Origin of the sequence: Martinezella lusitana (assembly GCF_010668395.1) — a bacterium.
Lineage (GTDB): Bacteria > Pseudomonadota > Alphaproteobacteria > Rhizobiales > Rhizobiaceae > Rhizobium > Rhizobium lusitanum_A.
In genome coordinates this window covers 140,300-160,865 of record NZ_WUEY01000007.1, presented here as the reverse complement: position 1 = coordinate 160,865, position 20,566 = coordinate 140,300, and the positions used below count along the sequence as shown (strand labels likewise).

Annotated in this window: 20 protein-coding genes; 7 read left to right on the top strand and 13 right to left on the bottom strand. The window is 60.6% G+C overall.

All coding sequences use genetic code 11. The annotated features are described in order from the left end of the window. Nucleotides 1–18 precede the first annotated feature (18 nt). Complete coding sequence (locus GR212_RS17810; protein WP_163987909.1) at nucleotides 19–885, top strand: cytochrome c1; 867 nt, start codon at nucleotides 19–21, stop codon at nucleotides 883–885. Between the two features lie 116 nt (nucleotides 886–1,001). Beyond that, on the top strand, nucleotides 1,002–1,544 hold the full coding sequence (locus GR212_RS17805; protein WP_163987908.1) for an adenine phosphoribosyltransferase: 543 nt from the start codon (nucleotides 1,002–1,004) through the stop codon (nucleotides 1,542–1,544). Between the two features lie 48 nt (nucleotides 1,545–1,592). Here GR212_RS17805 and GR212_RS17800 read toward each other — a convergent pair whose 3' ends face one another. Next, nucleotides 1,593–2,060, bottom strand: a complete 468-nt coding sequence (locus GR212_RS17800) for a MaoC family dehydratase (RefSeq protein WP_163987907.1) — start codon at nucleotides 2,058–2,060, stop codon at nucleotides 1,593–1,595. Further along, complete coding sequence (locus GR212_RS17795) at nucleotides 2,057–2,521, bottom strand: MaoC family dehydratase (protein ID WP_163987906.1); 465 nt, start codon at nucleotides 2,519–2,521, stop codon at nucleotides 2,057–2,059. The genes GR212_RS17800 and GR212_RS17795 overlap by 4 nt, the downstream gene beginning before the upstream one ends. Before the next feature lie 183 nt (nucleotides 2,522–2,704). Here GR212_RS17795 and GR212_RS17790 point away from each other — a divergent pair, with 183 nt between their 5' ends. Continuing rightward, nucleotides 2,705–3,829 carry a hypothetical protein gene (locus GR212_RS17790; RefSeq protein ID WP_163987905.1) on the top strand — a complete coding sequence of 375 codons (1,125 nt, stop codon included), beginning with the start codon at nucleotides 2,705–2,707 and terminating at the stop codon, nucleotides 3,827–3,829. A gap of 21 nt (nucleotides 3,830–3,850) precedes the next feature. Here GR212_RS17790 and ychF read toward each other — a convergent pair whose 3' ends face one another. Continuing rightward, entirely contained in the window at nucleotides 3,851–4,954 is a 1,104-nt protein-coding gene (gene ychF / locus GR212_RS17785; RefSeq protein ID WP_163987904.1) for a redox-regulated ATPase YchF, read from the bottom strand. A gap of 228 nt (nucleotides 4,955–5,182) precedes the next feature. On the opposite strand from ychF, the gene clpS reads away from it, so the two are divergent. Next, nucleotides 5,183–5,494, top strand: a complete 312-nt coding sequence (gene clpS, locus GR212_RS17780) for an ATP-dependent Clp protease adapter ClpS (protein WP_163987903.1) — start codon at nucleotides 5,183–5,185, stop codon at nucleotides 5,492–5,494. A 16-nt stretch (nucleotides 5,495–5,510) separates the two neighbouring features. Here the strand turns inward: clpS and GR212_RS17775 are convergent, their stop codons facing one another. From GR212_RS17775 to GR212_RS17755, 5 genes are all read right to left on the bottom strand, one after another. Continuing rightward, the gene (locus tag GR212_RS17775; protein ID WP_163987902.1) at nucleotides 5,511–5,990 is read right to left on the bottom strand and encodes a GNAT family N-acetyltransferase; all 480 of its coding nucleotides are present in this window, start codon (nucleotides 5,988–5,990) and stop codon (nucleotides 5,511–5,513) included. A 1-nt stretch (nucleotide 5,991) separates the two neighbouring features. Further along, nucleotides 5,992–6,708 carry an aminoacyl-tRNA hydrolase gene (pth, locus tag GR212_RS17770; protein ID WP_163987901.1) on the bottom strand — a complete coding sequence of 239 codons (717 nt, stop codon included), beginning with the start codon at nucleotides 6,706–6,708 and terminating at the stop codon, nucleotides 5,992–5,994. Between the two features lie 73 nt (nucleotides 6,709–6,781). Then, nucleotides 6,782–7,513, bottom strand: coding sequence for a substrate-binding periplasmic protein (locus GR212_RS17765; protein ID WP_163987900.1), 732 nt, complete (start codon nucleotides 7,511–7,513; stop codon nucleotides 6,782–6,784). A 14-nt stretch (nucleotides 7,514–7,527) separates the two neighbouring features. Next, nucleotides 7,528–9,894, bottom strand: a complete 2,367-nt coding sequence (locus GR212_RS17760) for an EAL domain-containing protein (RefSeq protein WP_163987899.1) — start codon at nucleotides 9,892–9,894, stop codon at nucleotides 7,528–7,530. 245 nt (nucleotides 9,895–10,139) lie between these two features. Further along, complete coding sequence (locus tag GR212_RS17755; RefSeq protein WP_163987898.1) at nucleotides 10,140–10,754, bottom strand: 50S ribosomal protein L25/general stress protein Ctc; 615 nt, start codon at nucleotides 10,752–10,754, stop codon at nucleotides 10,140–10,142. A gap of 301 nt (nucleotides 10,755–11,055) precedes the next feature. On the opposite strand from GR212_RS17755, the gene GR212_RS17750 reads away from it, so the two are divergent. From GR212_RS17750 to GR212_RS17740, 3 genes are all read left to right on the top strand, one after another. Then, nucleotides 11,056–12,498, top strand: coding sequence for a hypothetical protein (locus tag GR212_RS17750; protein WP_163987897.1), 1,443 nt, complete (start codon nucleotides 11,056–11,058; stop codon nucleotides 12,496–12,498). A 110-nt stretch (nucleotides 12,499–12,608) separates the two neighbouring features. Beyond that, nucleotides 12,609–14,069: a hypothetical protein gene (locus tag GR212_RS17745; RefSeq protein WP_163987896.1), complete on the top strand. Its 1,461-nt coding sequence runs from the start codon at nucleotides 12,609–12,611 to the stop codon at nucleotides 14,067–14,069. Nucleotides 14,070–14,094: 25 nt separating this feature from the next. Then, nucleotides 14,095–15,330, top strand: a complete 1,236-nt coding sequence (locus GR212_RS17740; protein WP_163987895.1) for an MFS transporter — start codon at nucleotides 14,095–14,097, stop codon at nucleotides 15,328–15,330. Nucleotides 15,331–15,402: 72 nt separating this feature from the next. On the opposite strand, the gene GR212_RS17735 is transcribed toward GR212_RS17740, so the two are convergent. The 5 genes from GR212_RS17735 to GR212_RS17715 form a co-directional block, all read right to left on the bottom strand. Then, nucleotides 15,403–16,335: a ribose-phosphate pyrophosphokinase gene (locus GR212_RS17735; RefSeq protein WP_163987894.1), complete on the bottom strand. Its 933-nt coding sequence runs from the start codon at nucleotides 16,333–16,335 to the stop codon at nucleotides 15,403–15,405. Between the two features lie 105 nt (nucleotides 16,336–16,440). Continuing rightward, nucleotides 16,441–17,316 (bottom strand): hypothetical protein, encoded by an 876-nt coding sequence (locus tag GR212_RS17730; RefSeq protein WP_163987893.1) that lies wholly within the window; start codon nucleotides 17,314–17,316, stop codon nucleotides 16,441–16,443. Nucleotides 17,317–17,371: 55 nt separating this feature from the next. Next, nucleotides 17,372–18,523: a M24 family metallopeptidase gene (locus GR212_RS17725; protein WP_163987892.1), complete on the bottom strand. Its 1,152-nt coding sequence runs from the start codon at nucleotides 18,521–18,523 to the stop codon at nucleotides 17,372–17,374. A gap of 1 nt (nucleotide 18,524) precedes the next feature. Further along, nucleotides 18,525–19,307 carry a peptidoglycan editing factor PgeF gene (gene pgeF, locus GR212_RS17720; protein ID WP_163987891.1) on the bottom strand — a complete coding sequence of 261 codons (783 nt, stop codon included), beginning with the start codon at nucleotides 19,305–19,307 and terminating at the stop codon, nucleotides 18,525–18,527. 134 nt (nucleotides 19,308–19,441) lie between these two features. Beyond that, nucleotides 19,442–20,539 (bottom strand): class I SAM-dependent methyltransferase, encoded by a 1,098-nt coding sequence (locus tag GR212_RS17715; RefSeq protein WP_163987890.1) that lies wholly within the window; start codon nucleotides 20,537–20,539, stop codon nucleotides 19,442–19,444. Nucleotides 20,540–20,566 lie beyond the last annotated feature (27 nt).

Here is a 20,566-nt window from a genome sequence, read left to right as displayed (position 1 = left end):
CGATAGAGGAAGAAAACGATGAAAAAGATTATTGTCGGGCTTCTGTCGCTTACGCTTTTCGGCGGCCTCACGACTGCTGCCGTCATCGCAGCGGAAACGAAGCCTGCCGCAGAAAGCGAGACGCCGCACTATCCGCTGAAGGAGCCGCGCGAGCAGCATTGGACCTTCGCCGGCCCGTTCGGCTATTACGACAAGGCGCAGCTCCAGCGTGGCCTGAAGGTCTACACGGAAGTCTGTTCCGCCTGCCATTCGATGAAGCTGGTGGCTTACCGCACGCTGGAAGACCTCGGTTATTCGGAAGCACAGGTGAAGGCATTTGCCGCCAACTACGAAGTGCAGGACGGACCGAACCCTCAAGGTGAGATGTTCACCCGCAAGGCGCTTCCGTCTGATCATTTCAACTCGCCGTTCCCGAACGACGAGGCCGCCGCTGCCTCCAATAACGGGGCCGTGCCGCCTGACATGTCGCTGCTTGCCAAGGCACGCGAAGTCGAGCGCGGCTTCCCGCAGTTCATCTTCGACATCTTCACGCAGTATCAGGAAGGCGGTCCGGATTATATCTACTCGCTGCTGACCGGGTATGAAGATGCGCCGGCGGGCTTCACCGTGCCGCAGAATTCGCACTACAACCCGTATTTCGATGCGGCGGCGACCTTTGCGATGCCGAAGCCGCTTTCGGATGGCCAGGTGACCTATGATGACGGTTCGCCGCAGACGGTGGACCAATATGCGCGCGACGTGGCTGCTTTCCTGATGTGGACGTCCGAGCCGCATCTCGAAGACCGCAAGCACACCGGCTTCATGGTCATGATCTTCCTGCTGATCTTCTCGGTATTGATCTACCTCACCAAGCGGTCGGTCTATGCGAAGGCAGGCGCGCACTGAGCCTTGCAACAATCAAGCAAAAGAGCGGCCCTTCGGGGCCGCTTTTTTGTTGGTATGGAGCCCTGGTCTTGGTAGGGTGCGGCCGGCCCTATTCATAGCCTGAGAGTACATATTTCATGAACACTGTTGCTTCGGAGCTCGCCGCCAGCATCCGTTCCATTCCGGACTATCCCAAGCCCGGCATCATCTTCCGTGACATCACGACGATGCTCGGCGACGCCAGGGCGTTCCGTCGCGCCATCGATGCGCTGGTGCAGCCCTATGCCGGCTCCAAGATCGACAAGATCGCCGGGATGGAAGCGCGGGGCTTCATTCTTGGGGGAGCGGTGGCACATCAGTTGTCGGCCGGTTTCGTGCCGATCCGCAAGAAGGGCAAGCTGCCGCACGATATCGTCCGCATCGCCTACAGCCTGGAATATGGCGTCGATGAGATGGAAATGCATCGCGACGCAGTCAATCCGGGCGAAAAGGTCATCCTTATCGACGATCTGATCGCAACGGGCGGCACAGCGGTCGGTGCGACGAAACTGTTGCGCCAGATCGGCGCCGAGGTCATCGCCGCGTGCTTCGTGATCGACCTGCCGGATCTCGGCGGCCGCAAGAAGCTCGAAGAGCTTGACGTGCCGGTTCACACGCTGGTGGAATTCGCCGGACACTGATTGGTTTCGGAAGGCTGGCGGGTCCGTCAGGGACGGCCCCGCAGGTCACTATTCAAAGGCCAGCACGGTGCTTTCGAAGCGCAGGGCCGGTGTGCCGTGCTGGTTTATTCCGTCGCAGGCGAGCGTATAGAGCGCCCAGCCGGGGCGCGAGGCCAGCGGACGGCTGCCAAGGATCGCGACGCCATAGGTGATCGTGTCGCCGGCAAAGACCGGCCGCAGCCATTGCAGGTTCTTGAAGCCCGGCGAGGGGCCGAGATTGGGAGGCGTCTTGCCTTCGGCGATCAGCCGCGCCGTTTCCGCCTTCCAGTAGTCCACGAAGCTGCGCATCCACATCGAACAACTATGCCAGCCGGAGGCGCAGAGGCCGCCGAACAGCGATTGCTTGGCCGCTTCCGCATCCATGTGGAAGATCTGCGGATCGAAGCGCGACGCGAAGTGGATGATGCTTTCCGGAGTGAAGGTGTGGCTGCCGATCTCGACGCGTTCGCCGATGGCATAGAGTTCGCTCATCTTCATGCCGATACCTCCGCACCGGCGCGCAACCGGATCATCGTGGCGTTTTCTCCAAGGCAGATGAGCTCGCCGCGCTGGTTCTCGATCTCGTGGCGGAACTTGACGATGCCGATGCCGGGCCGGGAGCGCATGGGACGCGCCTCGATGACGATGGATCGGCCGGACAGGGTATCGCCAGCCAGGACGGGCTTCTTCCACTCCATGAAATCGATGCCGGGGGCGCCCTGCGCATCGGTCGCGAGGAGGTAGGAGTCGCACATCATGCGCATGAACATGGCCGAGGTGTGCCAGCCGGAAGCGGCAAGGCCGCCGAGAATGCTTGCGCGGCCGGCGTCCTCATCGAGATGCATCGGCTGCGGATCGAATTCGCTGGCAAATTCGACGATCTCAGCCGCCGTCACATGTTTGGGGCCGAGCGGAAATTCCCGACCCGGCTGGAAGTCTTCATAGACGAGTTTCGTCATATCCTCTGTCGTCCTCCACATCTTGCCCTTGGGCAATCGCATGGCCCGCAGTGCCGGCGCAAGCATTTTCATGACTATAGGGAGATGGGTTCGAAGGTGATTGCCTATTGGCGCACGACAGCTCTTGATTGTAGTGCGGCGATATGTTGAGGCTTGGTGACGGCGAGACGAAACGAGAGAAAAATGAGCGAACTCAAAATCGCACTGGAAGAAGCAGCCGGCGAGGGGATTATTTCCTCCAGCCAGGCGGAGCGATTGCTGCCCTATCTGAACGCGAAGAGCATCGGAGCGCTTCCGACCGGGCACGCTCTTTCGACGCCGCGTTCGCTTGATGATTCCAACCCGCTGGAGGATACGGAAGCGCCGCGTTTCGTTCGCGGCTTCCACGATGTGCTCATCACCATCGGCATCATCGTCCTGCTTGTCGGACTATGGGGCCTGGCGAACCGGTACGTATCCTTGCTGGCGATCGTCATTCTGGCGGAGATTCTGGTGCGCCGCCAGCGGCTCGCGCTTCCGGCCGTCGTCTTGACCATCGCGCTCATCGTCTGGCTGTTCCATACGGTTGTGAGCTATGTCGGCTCGACGCAGGGTTTGGTCGATAACGCCACCATCGGCGCGATCGTCATAGCCGCGCCATTCCCTCCGTTGCTGGCGTTGTTTTACTGGCGCTACCGGGTGCCGTTGGCGCTGGCGCTATTCCTGTTCTCATTGTTCGGCTTGTTGCTGGCTGCGGTGTTCTACGTCGTCGGCTCGGTGACGGGGTCTTCAAATGTGGCGATCGACTATCCGATCACGACGCTCTCGATATTTCTGATCGCGGCACTTGGCAGCTTTGCCCTGGCGATGCGTTTCGATCTCAGCGATCCGGGCAGGGTCACGCGCCGCTCCGACGTGGCGTTCTGGCTGCATCTGGTAACCGCTCCGGCGCTGCTTTATTCGACCGTCCTGCTGGCGTTGCGCCTGGAGCTTGCCAGCGGTGGCGCCGTCTTCACCAACCTTACCGACGCTCTCTTCGGGGGGTATACGCAGGCGGTGACGGTCCTGATTGCGGTCCTGGTGATGATGCTGATCGGCCTTGTCATCGATCGCCGTGCTTTCGTGACCGCCGGCCTCGTCTCGCTCGGCCTGGCGACCGCGGCCATTCTTCGGCACAACAATGCCGGTCTCGACAAGGTCGGTTTCCTGGTGCTGATGATCGTCGGTCTGGTCGTGCTGGTCATCGGCATTGGATGGGCCGACCTGCGTCGCATCGTCGTGCGGCGCTTGCCCGCCGGCATGCAGCGGAGATTGCCGGCGCTCAGATAGGCGCCGGCAGGAAAAAGCGGATCAGGTGTTGAAGCGGAAGTGGATCACGTCGCCGTCCTGAACGACGTATTCCTTGCCTTCGTCGCGCGCCTTGCCGGCTTCCTTGGCGCCGGTTTCGCCGTTGTAGGCGATGTAGTCGTCATAGGCGATTGTGTTGGCGCGGATGAAGCCGCGCTCGAAATCCGAATGGATGACGCCGGCGGCCTGCGGCGCCTTGGTGCCCTGTTCGATCGTCCAGGCGCGCGTTTCCTTTGGCCCTACCGTGAAGTAGGTGATGAGGTGCAGCAGCTTGTAGCCGGCGCGGATCAGGCGGTCGAGACCGGCTTCGTCGAGGCCGAGCGCGGAGAGGAATTCCGTAGCCTCTTCATCGGGCAGCTGCGCAACTTCAGCCTCGATCGCGGCGGAGATGACGACGACTTCCGAATTCTGCTCCTTGGCCATGGCGGCGACGGCTGCCGTATGCTCGTTGCCGGTCGAGGCATCGCCTTCGGCGACGTTGCAGACATAGAGTACGGGGTGCGACGTCAGAAGGTTCAGGCTCTTGAGGATGCGGATCTCTTCCGCGTCCAGCTTGGAAAGGAGCGTGCGAACCGGCTTGCCTTCCTGCAGCAATGCCAGAGAGGCGTCCATGATCGGCAGCATCGCCATGGACTCCTTGTCCTTGCCGGTGGCGCGCTTGCGTGTCTGCTCGGTGCGGCGCTCGAGGCTCTCGAGATCGGCGAGCATCAGCTCGGTCTCGATCGTTTCGGCATCGGCAACCGGGTTGATGCGGCCCTCGACATGGGTGATGTCGCTGTCTTCGAAGCAGCGCAGCACATGCACGATGGCATCGACTTCGCGGATATTGGCGAGGAACTGGTTGCCGAGGCCTTCGCCCTTCGACGCGCCGCGCACGAGGCCGGCGATGTCGACGAAGGAGATACGCGTCGGGATGAGTTCCTTCGACTTGGCGATATCGGCCAGCTTGCGCATGCGCGGATCAGGAACCGCGACTTCACCCGTGTTCGGTTCGATCGTGCAGAAGGGATAATTCGCCGCCTGCGCCGCTGCCGTCTTGGTCAGCGCGTTGAACAGAGTGGACTTGCCGACATTCGGCAGTCCGACGATACCGCATTTGAAACCCATGGCACCTTGTCCATATCTTGAAAATCTTTGCTGTGCCTATGGGGGATGGGCCGTTGCGGGTCAAGTCTTGGGCAAGCAAAGAGCCGCTTTTCTGCAGAAAGGAAGGGCTGAGATCGGATATCTGCCATATTGTCTCCCTGACATGAGCCTCCTTGAACGATGTAGTGCACTGCACTATAATGGGAGTATCAGCCAAAAGCCCTTTTCCTGTCGTCAACGGTGATGCCGATGAGTGACAATGATGTTGTCCTGAAACCAAAGACTAAAACCAAGCCGAAGCTCGATAGGCCGAAGCTCTACAAGATCATTCTCGTCAACGACGATTACACGCCGCGGGAATTCGTCATCATGGTGCTGAAGGCCGTCTTCCGCATGAGCGAGGAGGCCGGCTACCGCGTCATGATGACGGCGCACAAGCTTGGAACCTGCGTGGTGATGGTTTGCGCGCGGGATGTCGCCGAGACGAAGGCCCAGGAGGCCGTCGATCTTGCCAAGAGCGCCGGCTTCCCGCTGATGTTCACGACCGAGCCGGAAGAATAGGAACGGTCGCCATCGGCTAAGCTGCCGCGGGGCGGCGGATCTGGAACCCGGTCTTATCCTGCATGAAGCCGCAATTGGCGTAGAAGCGCAGCGTTGCAGGGTCTTTCGAGCCGGTCAGCAGCATGACCTTGTAGCAGCCCTTTTCCCAGGCGCTCGCAATTGCCTTGCGGATGACCTTGCCGGCAAGTCCCCGCTGGCGGTAATCGGCATGTGTCACCACGTTCTCGATCAGCGCATAGGGCGCGCCGCCACGCGTGAGATTGGGAATGACGATCAGGGTGACGGAAGAAACGGCCTGCGCGCCGGCAAAGGCCGCAAAGATCGTCATGCCCGGATGAATGAGGATTTCCGCAAAGCGGCTTTCCGCCAATCGCATATCCAGCGATGGGTCTTCGGTGTTCAGGTGCCGATAAAGCGCAAGCAGTGTCGCCAGATCCGCATTTGCGACCGGGCGGAGGACAATATCTGCGGCGCTTCCGTTCGACGCTTCCGGCATGTCAACTATCCTTCTTGCCGAACATCCTCTTCAGCATCTCCGCCATCGGCCCGGTTTCCGGGATCTTCGGCTGGTTGTGATTGCGCGCCTGGTGGATGTGGGATTTGGCTGTCGCCTTCTTTTCCGGCTTCGGCGCGTATTCCTCCGCCTTGCCGCCCAGCGCGAGGGCGATCTTGTTCATCAGCTGCGAATCTTCGCCGCGCACCAGCATGTCGGCATTGTCAGCAAGCGCGTCGAACAACGGTTCGAGCCAGCTGTGGTCGGCCTTGGCGAAGTCGCCGAGAACATGATTGTGCACGAGTTCCTTGGCGCCCGGATGACCGATGCCGAGGCGCAGGCGGCGATATTCCTTGCCGCAATGGGCGTCGATCGACTTGATGCCGTTGTGGCCGCCATGGCCGCCGCCTGTCTTCAACCGCGCCTTGCCGGCCGGCAGGTCGAGTTCGTCGTAGATGACCACGAGGTCGGATGGCTGAAGCTTGTAGAAGCGCATGGCTTCGCCGACGGCCTCGCCCGAGAGGTTCATGAAGGTTTGCGGCTTGATGAGCAGCACCTTTTGCCCGCCGAGCTCGCCCTCCGCAATTTCCGCTTTGAATTTCTTCGACCAGGGCGAAAAGCTGTGGCGGCGGTAGATCGCATCCACGGCCATGAAGCCGATATTGTGGCGATTGCCCTGATATTTGGCGCCCGGATTGCCGAGGCCCGCGATGAGAAGCATGCGCTTCACCCCTTGGAAAATACCGATGCCCTTCACGACAGGGATTTGGCGGCAAAGTCAAGGCGGTATGCGGTCAGTCGCCGAGGTGCAGGCCGTACTTCAGGAAAATCTGCTTCTGCGTTCCATTGGCGATCAGCGCATTCAGCGCCGTCTGCATTTTGTTCAGAAGGTCGGTGGGGAAATCTTTCTGACAGGCGATTCCCATGGGCTGCTGGGAAAGGACAGTCACCTTTTCCACGGCGTTGCCATCCGCCTTCAGCTTGTCGAAATAGAATTCCGAGATCGGCATCAGGTCGATGCGGTCGCTCATCAGTTTCTTCAGGCTCGCCTTGAAGTCGCTGCCGATGTCGATGCGCGGGAAATTGTTCCGGCGCAAAATCGTTTCCGTATAGTCCTCCCGCCATGTGCCGACGAGATATTTCCGGGCTTCGTCGATGGTCGAGGCGGTAACCGCCGAGCCGCCGTGCTTGATCAGGATGCTGCGGTCGATGAGGAGCGGTTGCACCCATTTGAATAGTGCGTTGCGTTCTTCATTGTGCGCTGTGGCGAAGACGCAGGTCATGGGGTCCGCAAGCGCCTGATTGTAGGCCCGGGCCCAGGGCATGACGGTGATCGTATAATCGACCCCGATATCGGCCATCACCTTCTGCACCTGCTCGGTGGTCGCTCCGACGACCGTCTTGCCGTCGCGATAGTTGAAGGGCGGATATTCCTCGGTGGTGAAATGAACGGTGTCGGCGCGGGCTGGAGAGAAAAGAGTGAGCGAAAACAGGCTGGTTGCAATCACGAGCAGCGGCTTTCGCATGCGGTTCCTCATCGCTATGATGCTTGTGCAACAGGGGAAGGGTGGTCTTGCTGCAGGGCAGCCAATGTCTTTGACAGATTGTCCGGATGCTGAGGTCGATAGAACAGGTAGCCCTGGCCATAGTCGATGCCCATGGTGCGCAGGGTCGCGCATTCCTCCTCCGTCTCCACGCCCTCGGCTATGACCGTGCAGTTCATCTTGTGCGAGAGCGTGGTGATGCTTTCGACCAGCATGCGGCTTTTGGCGCTGACATCGGAGACGGTGTCGTTGATTGCACGGATGAAGGACTGGTCGATCTTAATGATGTCGACGGGGAAACGATTGATATAGCTCAACGATGAATAGCCCGTGCCGAAATCGTCGAGCGCGATGCGGCAGCCGTAGCGGCAGATCTCGTTGATGACCATGCGCGTCTCCGGATTGTCGTCCATGAGCACCGCTTCGGTGATTTCGACGACGATGCGCCGCGGAGAAATATCATGGCGCGAAAGCACCGCGGCCATCAGCATTGGCAACTCGGGCTCGAACTGCAGCGGAGAGAAGTTGATGGCGAGATAGGTGTCCTGCATGCCGTCAAGGCGCGAAAGGCGCGCGAAATGGGCGATCGCCTTTTCCATGATGCGGTTGCCGATGCGGATGATCGAGCCGGTCTCTTCCGCGACTTCGATGATGCGGGCCGGCGGCAGGATGCCTTTCTGCGGATGGTGAAGGCGCATCAGCGCCTCGAAGCCGGCGATGGAGCGGTCGTCCATATTGACGACCGGCTGCAGATAGGCTTCGAACCAGTCCTCGCCGAGGCCCGTTTCGATATGGTTCTCCAGCTCGGCGCGGCGTCGCGAGTCGTCCAGCATGCCGTTGTCGAAGATCTGCGCGCCGTTCTTGCCGTCGCGCTTCTTGGCATACATCGCGATATCGGATTTCAACAGCAGTTCCGCCGCGTTGGCGGCGTGGCGCGGATAGATGGCGATGCCGATGCTGGCGCTGAGACGGGCGTCGCCGACGAAGGGCGTTTCGAAGATTTCGGCAATCTGGCCGGCCATGTCGATGGCTCTCGCCTCGGCATCCTCCGCCAATAGCAGGATCGCGAATTCGTCGCCGCCCAGGCGGGCCGCGATGTCGCCCGATTTCAGGCATTTCTGCAGCCGGGATACGAGCTCGCGCAGGGCGGCGTCGCCGGCTGCATGGCCCATATTGTCGTTGATCCATTTGAAGCGGTCGAGGTCGATGAACAGACATGCGAGCTCGCGCTTGCGCAGATCGGCCTCATTGATCTTGGCGTCCAGTGCGGTCTCGAAGCCCTGGCGATTGAGGAGGCCGGTCAGGTGGTCGGTGATCGCCTGACGCAAATTCCGGTCTTCGGACTGCTTGAGTTCGGTGACGTCGGTCATGACGGAAAGCGACTGGCCGTCCTGGATCGCGGTTGTCTCCAGGATCAGAATGTCCATGACGCGGCCGTTCCGGCAAAGGAATTTGACCGTCACGGCAAGGCGCGCGGCGCTGCTTCGATTGCCGGTCTTACGCTCGACATATTGCGCGCGCGATTCCGGCAGGACCAGACTTGCAAATTCGCGGCCGATCACCTCGGCGCGGTCGTAGCCGGTTGCTGCGAGCCAGTAGTCGCTGACGGCGGCGATGCAATCGTCCTTGTCGAGGGAGAAGAGCATGGCAGGCGTCAGATTGTAGGTGTCGGTGGCCCGCCGATGGGCAAGCTTGAGCTCGTTTTCCTCGCGCTGCAGTTTGCTCTGCATGTCGTTGAAGCTATTGGCGAGCCGTCCCATCTCATCGTTCGATTGCCAGTCGACATGGTGGCGCGAACCCAGCCGGCGCGTTGCCTCGATGGCATGGGTCAGCCGCATCAAGGGCTGAATGACAAAAATGCGGTTGCCGATCAGCGCCGCGCCGAAAACGGTCAGCACGGCGAAAATGAAAATGGAAATGAAGACGATTTCTTCGTTCTTCAGGCCGTCGAAGAGGCCAAGCTGCGGATAGTAGACCGTGATGACGCCAAGCTTCTTTGCTCCGTCCACGCCGTTGTAGACGATCGGCCGGGAAATGGACTCCAGGTTGCCCTTGTAGGATTTCGGAATGGTCGATTGGGTGACATCGAGCTGGCCGGAGAGATCACGGACGTTCACACGGACGATCGCGCCTTCCGCGACCGTCGTCGCGCTGATCTGGGTGACGCTATCCTCGTCCAGATCCCACAAGGGTTTGGCGAGCGCCTGGGCATTGGCGACGAGCAGGACGGTTATATGGTCCTTGATTTCCTTTTCGGCGCGTTCGGAGGACAGAAAAAGGAAAAGGACGAAGAGCGGCGCTACGAAGACCAGCAGCGCACCGCAAACGATCGCGAAAAACCTGTTTTCGACCGAATGGCTCATTATCTCGTCAGCTCCCCAGTCATAGGCTCGCGAATCTGGGGGTGCCGCTTCCTACAACTCTTTCGCGTAGATTTTCATGAATCCGTTAAATGTTGCTGAAATTCTGGGGTTAATGGATATCAATCGAAGTATAGAGCCCAAGTCATTTTTACTTTTACTTTTTCTAATATTGTCGAGCGGGCATGAAAAAACCCGCCATCCCCTTGGGGAAGGCGGGTTCGAATGCTTCAGGTTGAAGATGCCGATCAGGCGCTGGCTTCTTCGCCGCCTTCTGCTTCTTCCGTAAGGCCGGCTGCCGGGGCAACGATCGTTGCGATCGTGAAGTCACGGTCGGCGATAACCGGAGTGACGTTCTTCGGCAGCTTCACGCTCGAGATGTGGATGCTGTCGCCGCTCTTCAGGCCCGTCAGGTCGATGGTGAAGAATTCCGGGATGGCATCGGCCGGGCAATGGACTTCGACTTCGTGACGAACGATGTTCAGCACGCCGCCAGCCTTGAGGCCCGGGGACTTTTCATGGTTCTCGAAGTGAACCGGAATTTCGACGGTAACCGCGGTGTTGCCGGAAACGCGCAGGAAATCGACGTGAACCGTGAAGTCACGGACCGGATCGAGCTGGTAGTCCTTCGGCAGAACCTTGATCTTCTTGCCGCCGACGTCGATCGTTGCGATCGTCGTGAGGAAGCCGCCGGCGTGGATGCGCTTCGTCACCTCATTGGTGTTGATAGCGATGGAAATGGGGGCCTGCTTGTCACCATAGATGACAGCGGGGATCAAACCGTTGCGGCGAAGTTCACGGGCGGACCCCTTACCAACCCGTTCGCGCGCCTCGGCCTTGAGCTCGTAGCTTTCGTGGCTCATGGCTATTCCTTTCGAGGTTATTTGGAGAGTTCATCCGGTCGACCATATGCCGCCTCGGCTGAACTGGAGGAGGGCACGCCCTGCCTCATCCGCGTTGCCTCCAAGGGTGTCTACGCGGACGCGTGGCGTATAATACAAAGCGGCCCAAGGTGCAAGCACTCAGGGAACGAGAAGCTTTGTGGTGACATTGCAACTGCCGCGAACAAGCCTGCGATGCCATTTGTATCAACGACTTGACATATACCCCCGGCGCCATCAACAGTCGAATCCAATCGATCGGGATGAGAAGGAAGGGTCGGGCATGCGTTCCAGGGCAATCGCCGCCGCGGTTTTTTCCATGGGTCTCGCCGGCGCTTCGCAGGCAGCCGACGTCAACGAGCAAGGCGCCAAGGAACTTCGCGGTATCCTGACCCACTCGCTTTCGCAGGATCTCGCCCGCAGCGATTTCGTGACCGTCAAACCGGCGGGCGACCAGTATGAGATCGTCTACGATCTCGCGAAATTCTTCGACAAGATCAATTCCAGCGGGTTTTCCGTTACCGGCTTCAAGCCGCTTACTCTCTTCGCGCAGCCGGTCGAGCAGGAAAAGTGGCATCTGACGGGCGACAACAGCCTCGATATCGCCCTGCATTCGCCGACCTCGGACATCGGCTACTCGATCGCCTCCAGCTCATTCGACGGCATTTTCGATCCTGCGATCGAAATGATGCGGTCGATGGGCATCAAGAGCAGCGGCGTGAAATTCTCCAGCGCCGGCAGCGGCCCGAAGAGCGGACGGAAGGTCGACGCAACGATCGACAGCGCCTCCTTTGCGCATACGATCACCGACAGCAGCGAGGCGGGCAAGGTCGATCTGCAATTGCAGGGCACCCTCCAGGGTTTGAACGAACAGTTCACCCTGCGGCCCGATGCTTCGCCCATCACCTTCCGCGCCGACAGCGTCGATACGAACGTGACCGCGACCAGCCTGCCGGTGAAGGATCTGCGTGAGCTCATTCGCTTCTTTGTTCAGCACGTCAAGGCCAAGCAGCTTTCGCAAAGCGGCAGCGAGAAGTTCGAGCAGCTTGTGCATCGCGCCTTGCCGATTTTCGGATCGCTCGGCAAGACCGTGACCCTGAACAACGCCTCGTTGGCGACGGACAAGGGCAAGGTCGGCATCAAGCGCATCGATTACAGTTTCAAGATGGATGGGCTGACCAAGGCATCCAACGTCAATCTGGAACTGAGGGCCGAGCAGTTCACGCCCGATGCGGACCTTATTCCGGCCGCCTACACGGCGTTCCTGCCGACGACGCTCGATGTGCAGCTCGGTGTGCCGAACGTCAATTTCGAGGGCCTTGTCGATACCGCGCTCGATGCTATCGCCGCGCGGGCAACGCCGGTTTCGGGTGAAGCGTTGAAGCGGACGATGTTTCCGAGCGGCTACGGAACGCTGGAGTTTCCGAAGATCAGCGCGACATCCGGAGCCTACGACGTGGAAATTTCCGGCGAGCTGAAGGGCTCGACCAAGCCGCATTCCGGTTATTCGCTGCAGGCGACCATTCTGGCGCGCGATTTCGACAAGACGGTCGCTGCCATTCAGGAGGCGGCAAAGGCGAACCCGGGCCTGAACAATGTTTCCTTTGGCCTGCTGGCTGCCAAGGGTTTTGCCAAGACCGATCCCGACGGGCGCTTGCGCTGGGACGTCACCATGGATGAAGACCGGACAGTGACGGTCAACGGACAGGTGATGAAGAAGCCTTGAGTTTCGGGAGCAAGCCCATGTATCAGGGCGACCATAGGGTTCCACTCGAAAGGCCGATCTGGCTCTTTCGGATTTTCACGTTTCTTTTCCATCATATCTGGGGGTGAACTATGCGTTTCAAAGCGGTTGCTGCAGCGGCTTTCGTCGCTGCCGGCGTTATCGGCAGTGCGCAGGCGGCTGACGTCAGCGAGCAGGGTGCGAAGGATCTGTACGGCAATCTGACCTATTTCCTGCCCGACGATATCGCTAAGAGCGGCGTAATCTCGGTCAAGCCGGTCAGCGGGCACTACGAGGTGACCTATGATCTGCAGAAGCTGCTCGAGACGCTGAACGCGAGCGGCTTCGACATCAGCGGCCTCAAGCCATTGACGATGCTGGCAACGCCGCTGGATGGCGGCCTCTGGGATATCGAGGGCAACAATGCCTTCGATGTGTCGGCGCATTCCAAGCCGGGCAACGGTCCCGCCACCGAATTCCGCTATGCATTGGCCTCCTCGACCGTCAAGGGCGTTTTCGATCCCGCGCTTCACTACCTGCGTTCCATGGATATGAAGGGGCAGGGGATCACCTTTGCCACCAAGACGACCGACGAAAACAACAGCGTCCAGAAGAACGACGCTACCGCCGACAGCGTCGCCTATACGCTGTCGTCCGCCGACAGCGGCGAGCCGGGCAGGCTCGACATCAAGATGAACGGCAGCCTGCAGTCGCTTTACGACAAGATCTCGTCCGACGACGCGACGCTCGGCGAAATCAAGGTCGGTGCGATCGATTTCAATATGGGCGCGACGAAGCTGCCCTTGAAGGCAGTGAATTCCTTCCTGCAGTTCGTCTCCGAGCACAAGGATGAGAAGACCCTTTCGGATGCGGACAGCCAGGCGCTCAAGGCGCTGCTGATGGATGCCATGCCGATCGTCGGCTCTTTCGACGAGTCCGTCGCCATAAAGGACGTGGCGGTGACGACGCCGTTCGGCAATGGCGGGCTGCAGAAGATGGGCTACTTCTTCAAGGTCGCGGGTCCGGCCAATGCCATGAATGCCGATTTCGGTTTGAATGCCGAAAAGCTCACTCTGGCCACTGGCCTGGTGCCTGACGACTATATCGCCTTCATTCCCGACGCGGCCGATGTCCAGGTGCAGGTGCCGAACCTGAACTTCTCCGCCATGATGGATGTCCTGAAGGAGACCGACTTCAAGAATCCGGACAGCAACACCGCCATCGACACCAAGCTGCAGCAGGCCATGTTCCCCGACGGTACGGTGACCATCAACTTCCCGAAAATCAGCGCCACCTCGGATCTCTACGATATCGAAGCTTCCGGCAGCATGCGCGGCTGGCTGAACGAGAAGGATCGCGTCTCCATGAAGATGACGGTTTTTGCCCGCGATCTCGACAAGACGATCGCGGCCATCCAGGAGGCTGCCAAGACGAAGACCGATCTCTCCCAACTCTCTTTCGGCCTGATGATGGCCAAGGGATTCGCCAAGACGGATGCCGATGGGCGCTCGCGCTGGGATATCGATCTTTCCGACGACGGTCATGTGTCGGTCAACGGCCAGGTCATGAAGTAAGTCACTCCGAAACCAGAATGCGACCATGTTTGTCCTGAAGCCGCTGGGCCAGCGCTCGATCTCTCTCCTATGGGCCGGCCAGGTGCTGGCCGCGACGGGCTCCGAATTCTACATGGTCGCAGTCGTCTGGATCGCGGCCGATTTCATCGGCAACGATGCGGGGTATGTCTCCGCCTTGCAATCCGGAGCGCTGCTGTTCGGTAGCCTCTTCGGCGGCATTGTTACGGATCGCTGGCGCCACAGCGTAACGATGATCATGGCCGATCTGCTGCGCGCGGCTCTGTTGCTGACACTCTCGCTTGCCGGGCTTCTGCATCTGATGAGCTTGCCGTTGCTGATGGTGCTTGCGGGATGCATCGCATTGCTGACATCGACGTTCGATCCCTCGCTGCAGGCGACGCTCCCGACGATCGCCGTCGATCCGGAGGTCCGGCACGCGACCAACGGCCTGTTCGATGCCACCCGCCGCATGGCGCGCATCCTGGGGCCGAGCCTGATCGCACTCGTGAACGGGCTCTTGCCGAAATCGCAGTTCTTCACCGTCACGGCAGCGACTTTTCTGCTGTCGGCGCTTGCCGTCTGGCTGGCGGTGGCAAAGCTCCCCTCTGCGCCGAGACGTCGCGATTTTTCCGGAATGGCGGCTGTCGTGGACGGCGTCCTCGGTGGGTGGCGCGCGGCGCGGGGGCATGCGGCGATCCTCTATGGCATGTTTACCAATTTGATGGGAAATATCGCCTGGGCGATGGGAATTCTGCTCGGAATGATCCTGCATCTGCGCGAGACCAGCGCCGATCCGCTGACCGACTACAGCCTGATGATGACTGCTTACGGCGTCGGCAACCTGACGACCAATCTCATTCTCAGCAGCGTCAAGCCGCGCCGGCCGGTGGTCTGGATCATCGCGGCAAAACTCATTTTCGGATCGGGGGTTTTCCTGCTGCCGCTGATGCATGACCGGATATGGCTGATGACCGTGGCGTGCTTTGCGGCCATCAACGGTCCTTTCGAGAATCTCGCCATGCTGCATCTGATGCAGACGCGTAGCGAGCCGCATCGTCTGGCGCAGGTCTATCGTCTGCTGATGTGCGCGATCTTTACTGGCCTGCTTCTTGCCTACCTGATGTCGCCGAGCCTGTTTGCATGGTTCGGCATCGGGCCTTCGATCATGGGATCGGGCGCGGCCGTCTTCATCTCCGGGCTGATCGGGATCGGCTTGCTGGCATGGAAGCAGACGCATCCCTCTGGAGCGAAGGCGTTCTGAAACGCTGTTCGATCTCTTTGTTCTTACGCTATTCCGGATAGAAAACCGCCGCGAAGTTTTCCTGGGATTGCTCTAGTCGAACAGGCTGGAAACCGATTCTTCCTGGCTGGTGCGGTTGATGGCTTCGCCGATGAGGCTTGCCGTCGTGATGACGCGGATATTCGGCGCCGATTGCACGGCCGTCGTCGGCTGGATGGAATCGGTGATGACCAGTTCCTTCAGCTTCGAATTCGCAATGCGGGTCACCGCACCACCGGACAGAACGCCGTGGGTGATATAGGCCGTTACGCTCGTCGCGCCATTCTTCAGGAGCGCCTCGGCGGCATTGCAGAGCGTGCCGCCGGAATCGACGATATCGTCAATGAGGATGCAGTCCTTGCCGGTGACATCGCCGATGATGTTCATCACTTCGGACTCACCGGGGCGATCACGGCGCTTGTCCACGATCGCCAGTAGACAGTCGAGACGTTTGGCCAGCGCGCGGGCACGCACGACGCCACCGACGTCCGGCGAAACCACCATGACGTTGCGGATATCGTAGTTCGCCATGATGTCGCGCGTCAGGATCGGCAGGGCGTAGAGATTGTCGGTAGGGATATCGAAGAAGCCCTGGATCTGGCCGGCGTGCAGATCAAGCGTCAGCACGCGATCCGCTCCGGCCTCGGTGATGAGGTTTGCCACGAGCTTCGCCGAGATCGGCGTGCGCGGGCCGGCTTTGCGGTCCTGACGGGCATAGCCGAAATAGGGAAGGACAGCCGTGATGCGCCGCGCCGAGGAGCGCCGCATCGCATCGACCATGATCAACAGTTCCATGAGATGGTCATTGGCCGGAAACGACGTCGGCTGAACGACAAATACGTCCTCGCCGCGCACGTTTTCCTGGATCTCAACAAAGATTTCCTGGTCCGCGAAACGTCGGACACTCGCCTTACCCAAAGGAAGATTGAGATAGTTGCAGATCGCTTCGGCGAGGTGCCGGTTCGAATTGCCTGCGAAAATCTTCATTTTGGCCCGCCTGTTACCAACCTGATAGCCGCGCTTTTAACCGCCTCGCTCTCGAATGCAAGGGGTAGAGGCGTGTTCGCTTTCATATTTCTGAAAAGCTTGTGGCTATCCACCGTTGGATTCGCGCCAGGAATTGAATTCCGACATGGTTTTGGTGGCGATTTTCTGCATGACGGCCGGAGGAACGGCCGACCACGGGTCGCCGCGTTTCAGCGGCGAGCTTTCGGAGCCTTGTATCCGATGGACGCGGTTGCCGTTGCCGTCAAGCACGTCCCAGACATAGGTCACGGAAATCTGCGGGCCGTCCTGGAAGGCGGAAAGATAGCCCTTGAGGATATAGGCGGCGCTGGAATCGCTCGAGCTTTTGATCGTCAGGCCAAGCGAGCGGGCATCCGAGCCGAGCTGGCGCGACAGCGGCGTGACGGCTTCGACGGGAGCGCCGATGATCGGCAGGAAGCGGATGCTGTTGCCGCCGGCTGACGCCGCGGGCGGCAGCGAGGCCTGCTGCTGTTCGGGCTGCTGGTCGTCATCCGCCTGTTGTTGCTGTTGCTGCTGCTGTGGTTGCGGATCGTCCGACAGACGGCGATCGGCCTCGCTCTGCTCGTCGGCCTCGGAAACCTGATCGTTGGCCGGAGCGATGGACGCGGTGCGGGAATTGTCGAGCGGGCGGGAGGCGTAGGGATTGGTGCCGTTCGATCTCAGCGCGGATGCCTGTTCATCGAGCGTGCCGGTCCCGCCGTAGCCTTGCTGCTGGTATGCCTGCTGGGAGGTCTGCTGCTGATAGCCGTAGCTGTCCTGCGTGTCCTGATACACCTGGCGGCGTTGGGGCGCGGCTGCCATGCGCTCTACATCGCCTTGCGTGACGGGGCTGGAGCCGGCGTCGCCGATGGCTTCCGGTGGCGTAAGGGCGTCCGTGGTATTGCAGGCGGAGAGCGCGAGGCAAAAGCCGGCGACAGTCAACGTTATCCTGACCACTCCCATTGACGCGATCCTTTCTCCCGACGGTCTCACCGTCCAGGATCGGCATCTTACGCCCCTAACGGTTAAGAAATTCGAGAGGGTGGCGGGAGAGGGCTTTCGGAGCCTGTGATGTCGTCAGATAGGTCTGGCCGAGGGTCATGGCGGTGCCGCTGTCGGAATCCATGATGATCATGTGCACGAAGAGCGACATGTTCTCCTGAATCTCCTGCGGATTGCCCATATGAAACATCTCGTGCTCCATCCAGGAGGGCGAGAAGCGGGCGCCGAGCGAGTAGCCGCAGGCGTTCAGGCGGTGCCGGGCAAGGCCGCGCTCGTCCATGATCCTGGCATGCATGTCGAAGATGTCGCCAAAGGTGTGCCCCGGCATCAGGATCGTTTCGATCGCCTGCAGGGTTTCCAGGCAGGCGCTGTAGAGCTCGCGATGACGATGGCTCGGATTTCCGACGACGACCGTACGCATCATGGCGGCATGATAGCGAGCGTCGACGCCTGCCCATTCGAGCGTCAATTGATCGTCGGCATCGAGCTGGCGGCGGCCGGACTTGTAGCGGCAGAGAAGCGCTTCCGCACCCGAGCCGATGATGAATTCGTTGGCGGGATAGTCGCCGCCGCCGGAAAAGACGGCGCCTTGCATGGCGGCGAGGATATCGGCCTCATCGGCGCCGGGTTTGACCAGGGACAGCGCGGCGTCCAGGGCGTCGTCGGCCAAGGCGGCGGCGCGTTCGACATGGGAGATTTCGGCGGGGCTCTTGGTCAGGCGCAGGCGGCTGACAAGGTAGGACGCATCGACGATCTGGCCGAAACTCGCAAGTTGGTGGTCCAGCAGGCGGGCGATGCGGCCGGTCATGCCATGGGTGTCGTATTCGACGCCGATGCGGGCGCCGAGAAGGTCGAGATCGGACAGAAGGTCCTTGAGATCGAGAGTCGGGTCGGCGTTGACGCGATCGACCCAGATACGGATATCCGTCACGACCGATGTTAGCTGCGCCTGGCGAAGGTCGGCCGAGCGCGTCAGAAGCGTCAGAGACCCGTCGGCCTTGACGACCAGCGTCTGGAAAAAGCAATAGCCGAACGTATCGTAGCCGGTCAGCCAATACATGCTCTCCTGCGCGAAGAGCAGCATGGCATCGAGCTTTTCCTCCTGCATTCTCGCCAGCAGCCGGGCCAGCCGCGCATCGAATTCGCTGCGTTCGAAATGCAGGGCCATATCAAGCTGCCTCCCCGATGGCGATGGCGGAAATCTGCCGTCCGTAGTCCGGCTCCTTCGCATGCGTCGTGCGGCGGTAGGAGAAGAAACGCTCCGGGTCCGGATAGGTGCAGAGGTTCAGGCTCTCGGCCGCGACGCCTGCCTTGCGGAGGCGGTCGACAGTCAGGGCCGGCAGATCGAACATGGCGTGGCCGGTCCGCTCGGACGGGGCGAAATACGCGGCGTAGCCGGGATCGTGGGCGAGAAAGCGCTCGACGAATTCGGGGCCGACCTCATAGCTTGCCTGGCTGATCGAGGGGCCGAGGCAGGCGATGATGGCCTCACGTCTTGCGCCAAGCGCCACCATCGCATCGATCGTGTTTTCCAGCACGCCGGTCAGGGCGCCCTTCCAGCCGGCATGGGCGGCACCGATGACCCGATTCTCCGGATCGGCGAAGAGGATGGGGCCGCAATCGGCGGCGAGCACGCCAAGGGCGAGGCCCGGCGTCGCGGTTACCATTGCATCGGCCTGTGGCCGGCTGCCGTCATACTGCGCGCCGATGGTCACGACATCGGGCGAATGGATCTGGTGCACGGTCGCAAGCTGTTCCACGGGCAAGCCGAACCAGCCGGCAACGCGGCGGCGGTTTTCCTGCACATGCTCGCGATCGTCATTCGAGCCGAGGCCGACGTTCAAGCCGCGATAGAGACCTTCCGAAACGCCGCCGGCGCGGGTGAAGTAACCGTGGCGAATGCCGGCAGCCTCGGCGGCGCTCAGCAGCGTGCTTGCAAGTGGTGTCGGCAACGAAAGTATCCCTTGATATCTTGGTTGGCCTGTCGTGCGATGAATAACGCAGCAGCGGCGAAGCAGTTCGATCGAGCCGGGATGTTGGCCCAGCCCGACGCGCACTGTCAATCCGCAGGATCGGCGGTCAGTCTTCAGCCGACAGGGCGAAAGGGCAGGAGGTCGATCGCCGGGCTCGAGATTGCCAACACCTTGAAGAGCTCTCCCATCTTGCCTTCACCGGCGCCTGCAAGCCTTTCCACGGCAACGCGAATACTTTCTTGAGCCGCCGCATCCTGATCCCGGCCGAGGGCCGCCGCGCGCTCCAGCAGGCCGAGCCCGACAAGGAAATCGCCCTGGTGACAGCAGCCGTTGATATGCATGCCGGAGGCAAGCGCGGTTTGGGCCAGATGCTGGAAATCGACGTGGCTCGTGAGGTCGGCCTCGCCGGGATGCTCCAGCGGCGGGTCGTATTCGTGCATGCGCACGGCTTGCAGCGTGTCGCCGAAGCTTGTCGCCATGTGACCGTAGTCGATGGCAAGCGCCGTGCCGCCGTGGGCTGCCAGCCTGTCGCAGATCGTCGTCATGACGGCCTGGCGGGCAGGGGCGATCTCGAAAATCGTGCCGATCGGCGGTAGCCCGCCCTCGGGGAGAAGCGCCGGGTCGAGGCTGGCGACGCCCGTCGTGAAGGTCAGCTCGTCATTGACGTCGAGGCCGACCGCGCGCTCGCGGAACCCATTGGTGGTGCGAACGAACTGGCGGATGGGAATGGCATCGAAGAGCTCGTTGGCGGCAAGCAGGGTAAAGCCGGCAGGCACTTCGGCAAAATCCGTATGCCAGGAGACCTTTGCGCCATATGCTTCGAGGGTCTGACGCTGGAAGCCCTGCAGCCGTTCGCTCGTTTCGACGAGATGCACCGTCACGGCATCATAGAGCGGCGGCGCCAGCTTGCCGATGACGCGCAGCATGTCCGACATCATCGTGCCGCGGCCGGGGCCGATCTCGACGAGGCGCACATCGGCCGGCGTTCCATGCCGCTGCCAGGCATGCACCAAGAAAACGCCGATCATCTCGCCGAAAAGCTGGCTGATTTCCGGTGCGGTGACGAAATCTCCGGACTGGCCGAAGGGCTCACGCGTCTTGTAATAGCCATGCACCGGATCGGCGAGACACAGCGAAAAATAGTCCGTTATGCTCAATGGTCCGTTTGTACGGATGATGGCTTTGATTTTTTCCCCGAGCGCCGTTGTCATTCTTTGCTTTCACTAATGCGTGATCCT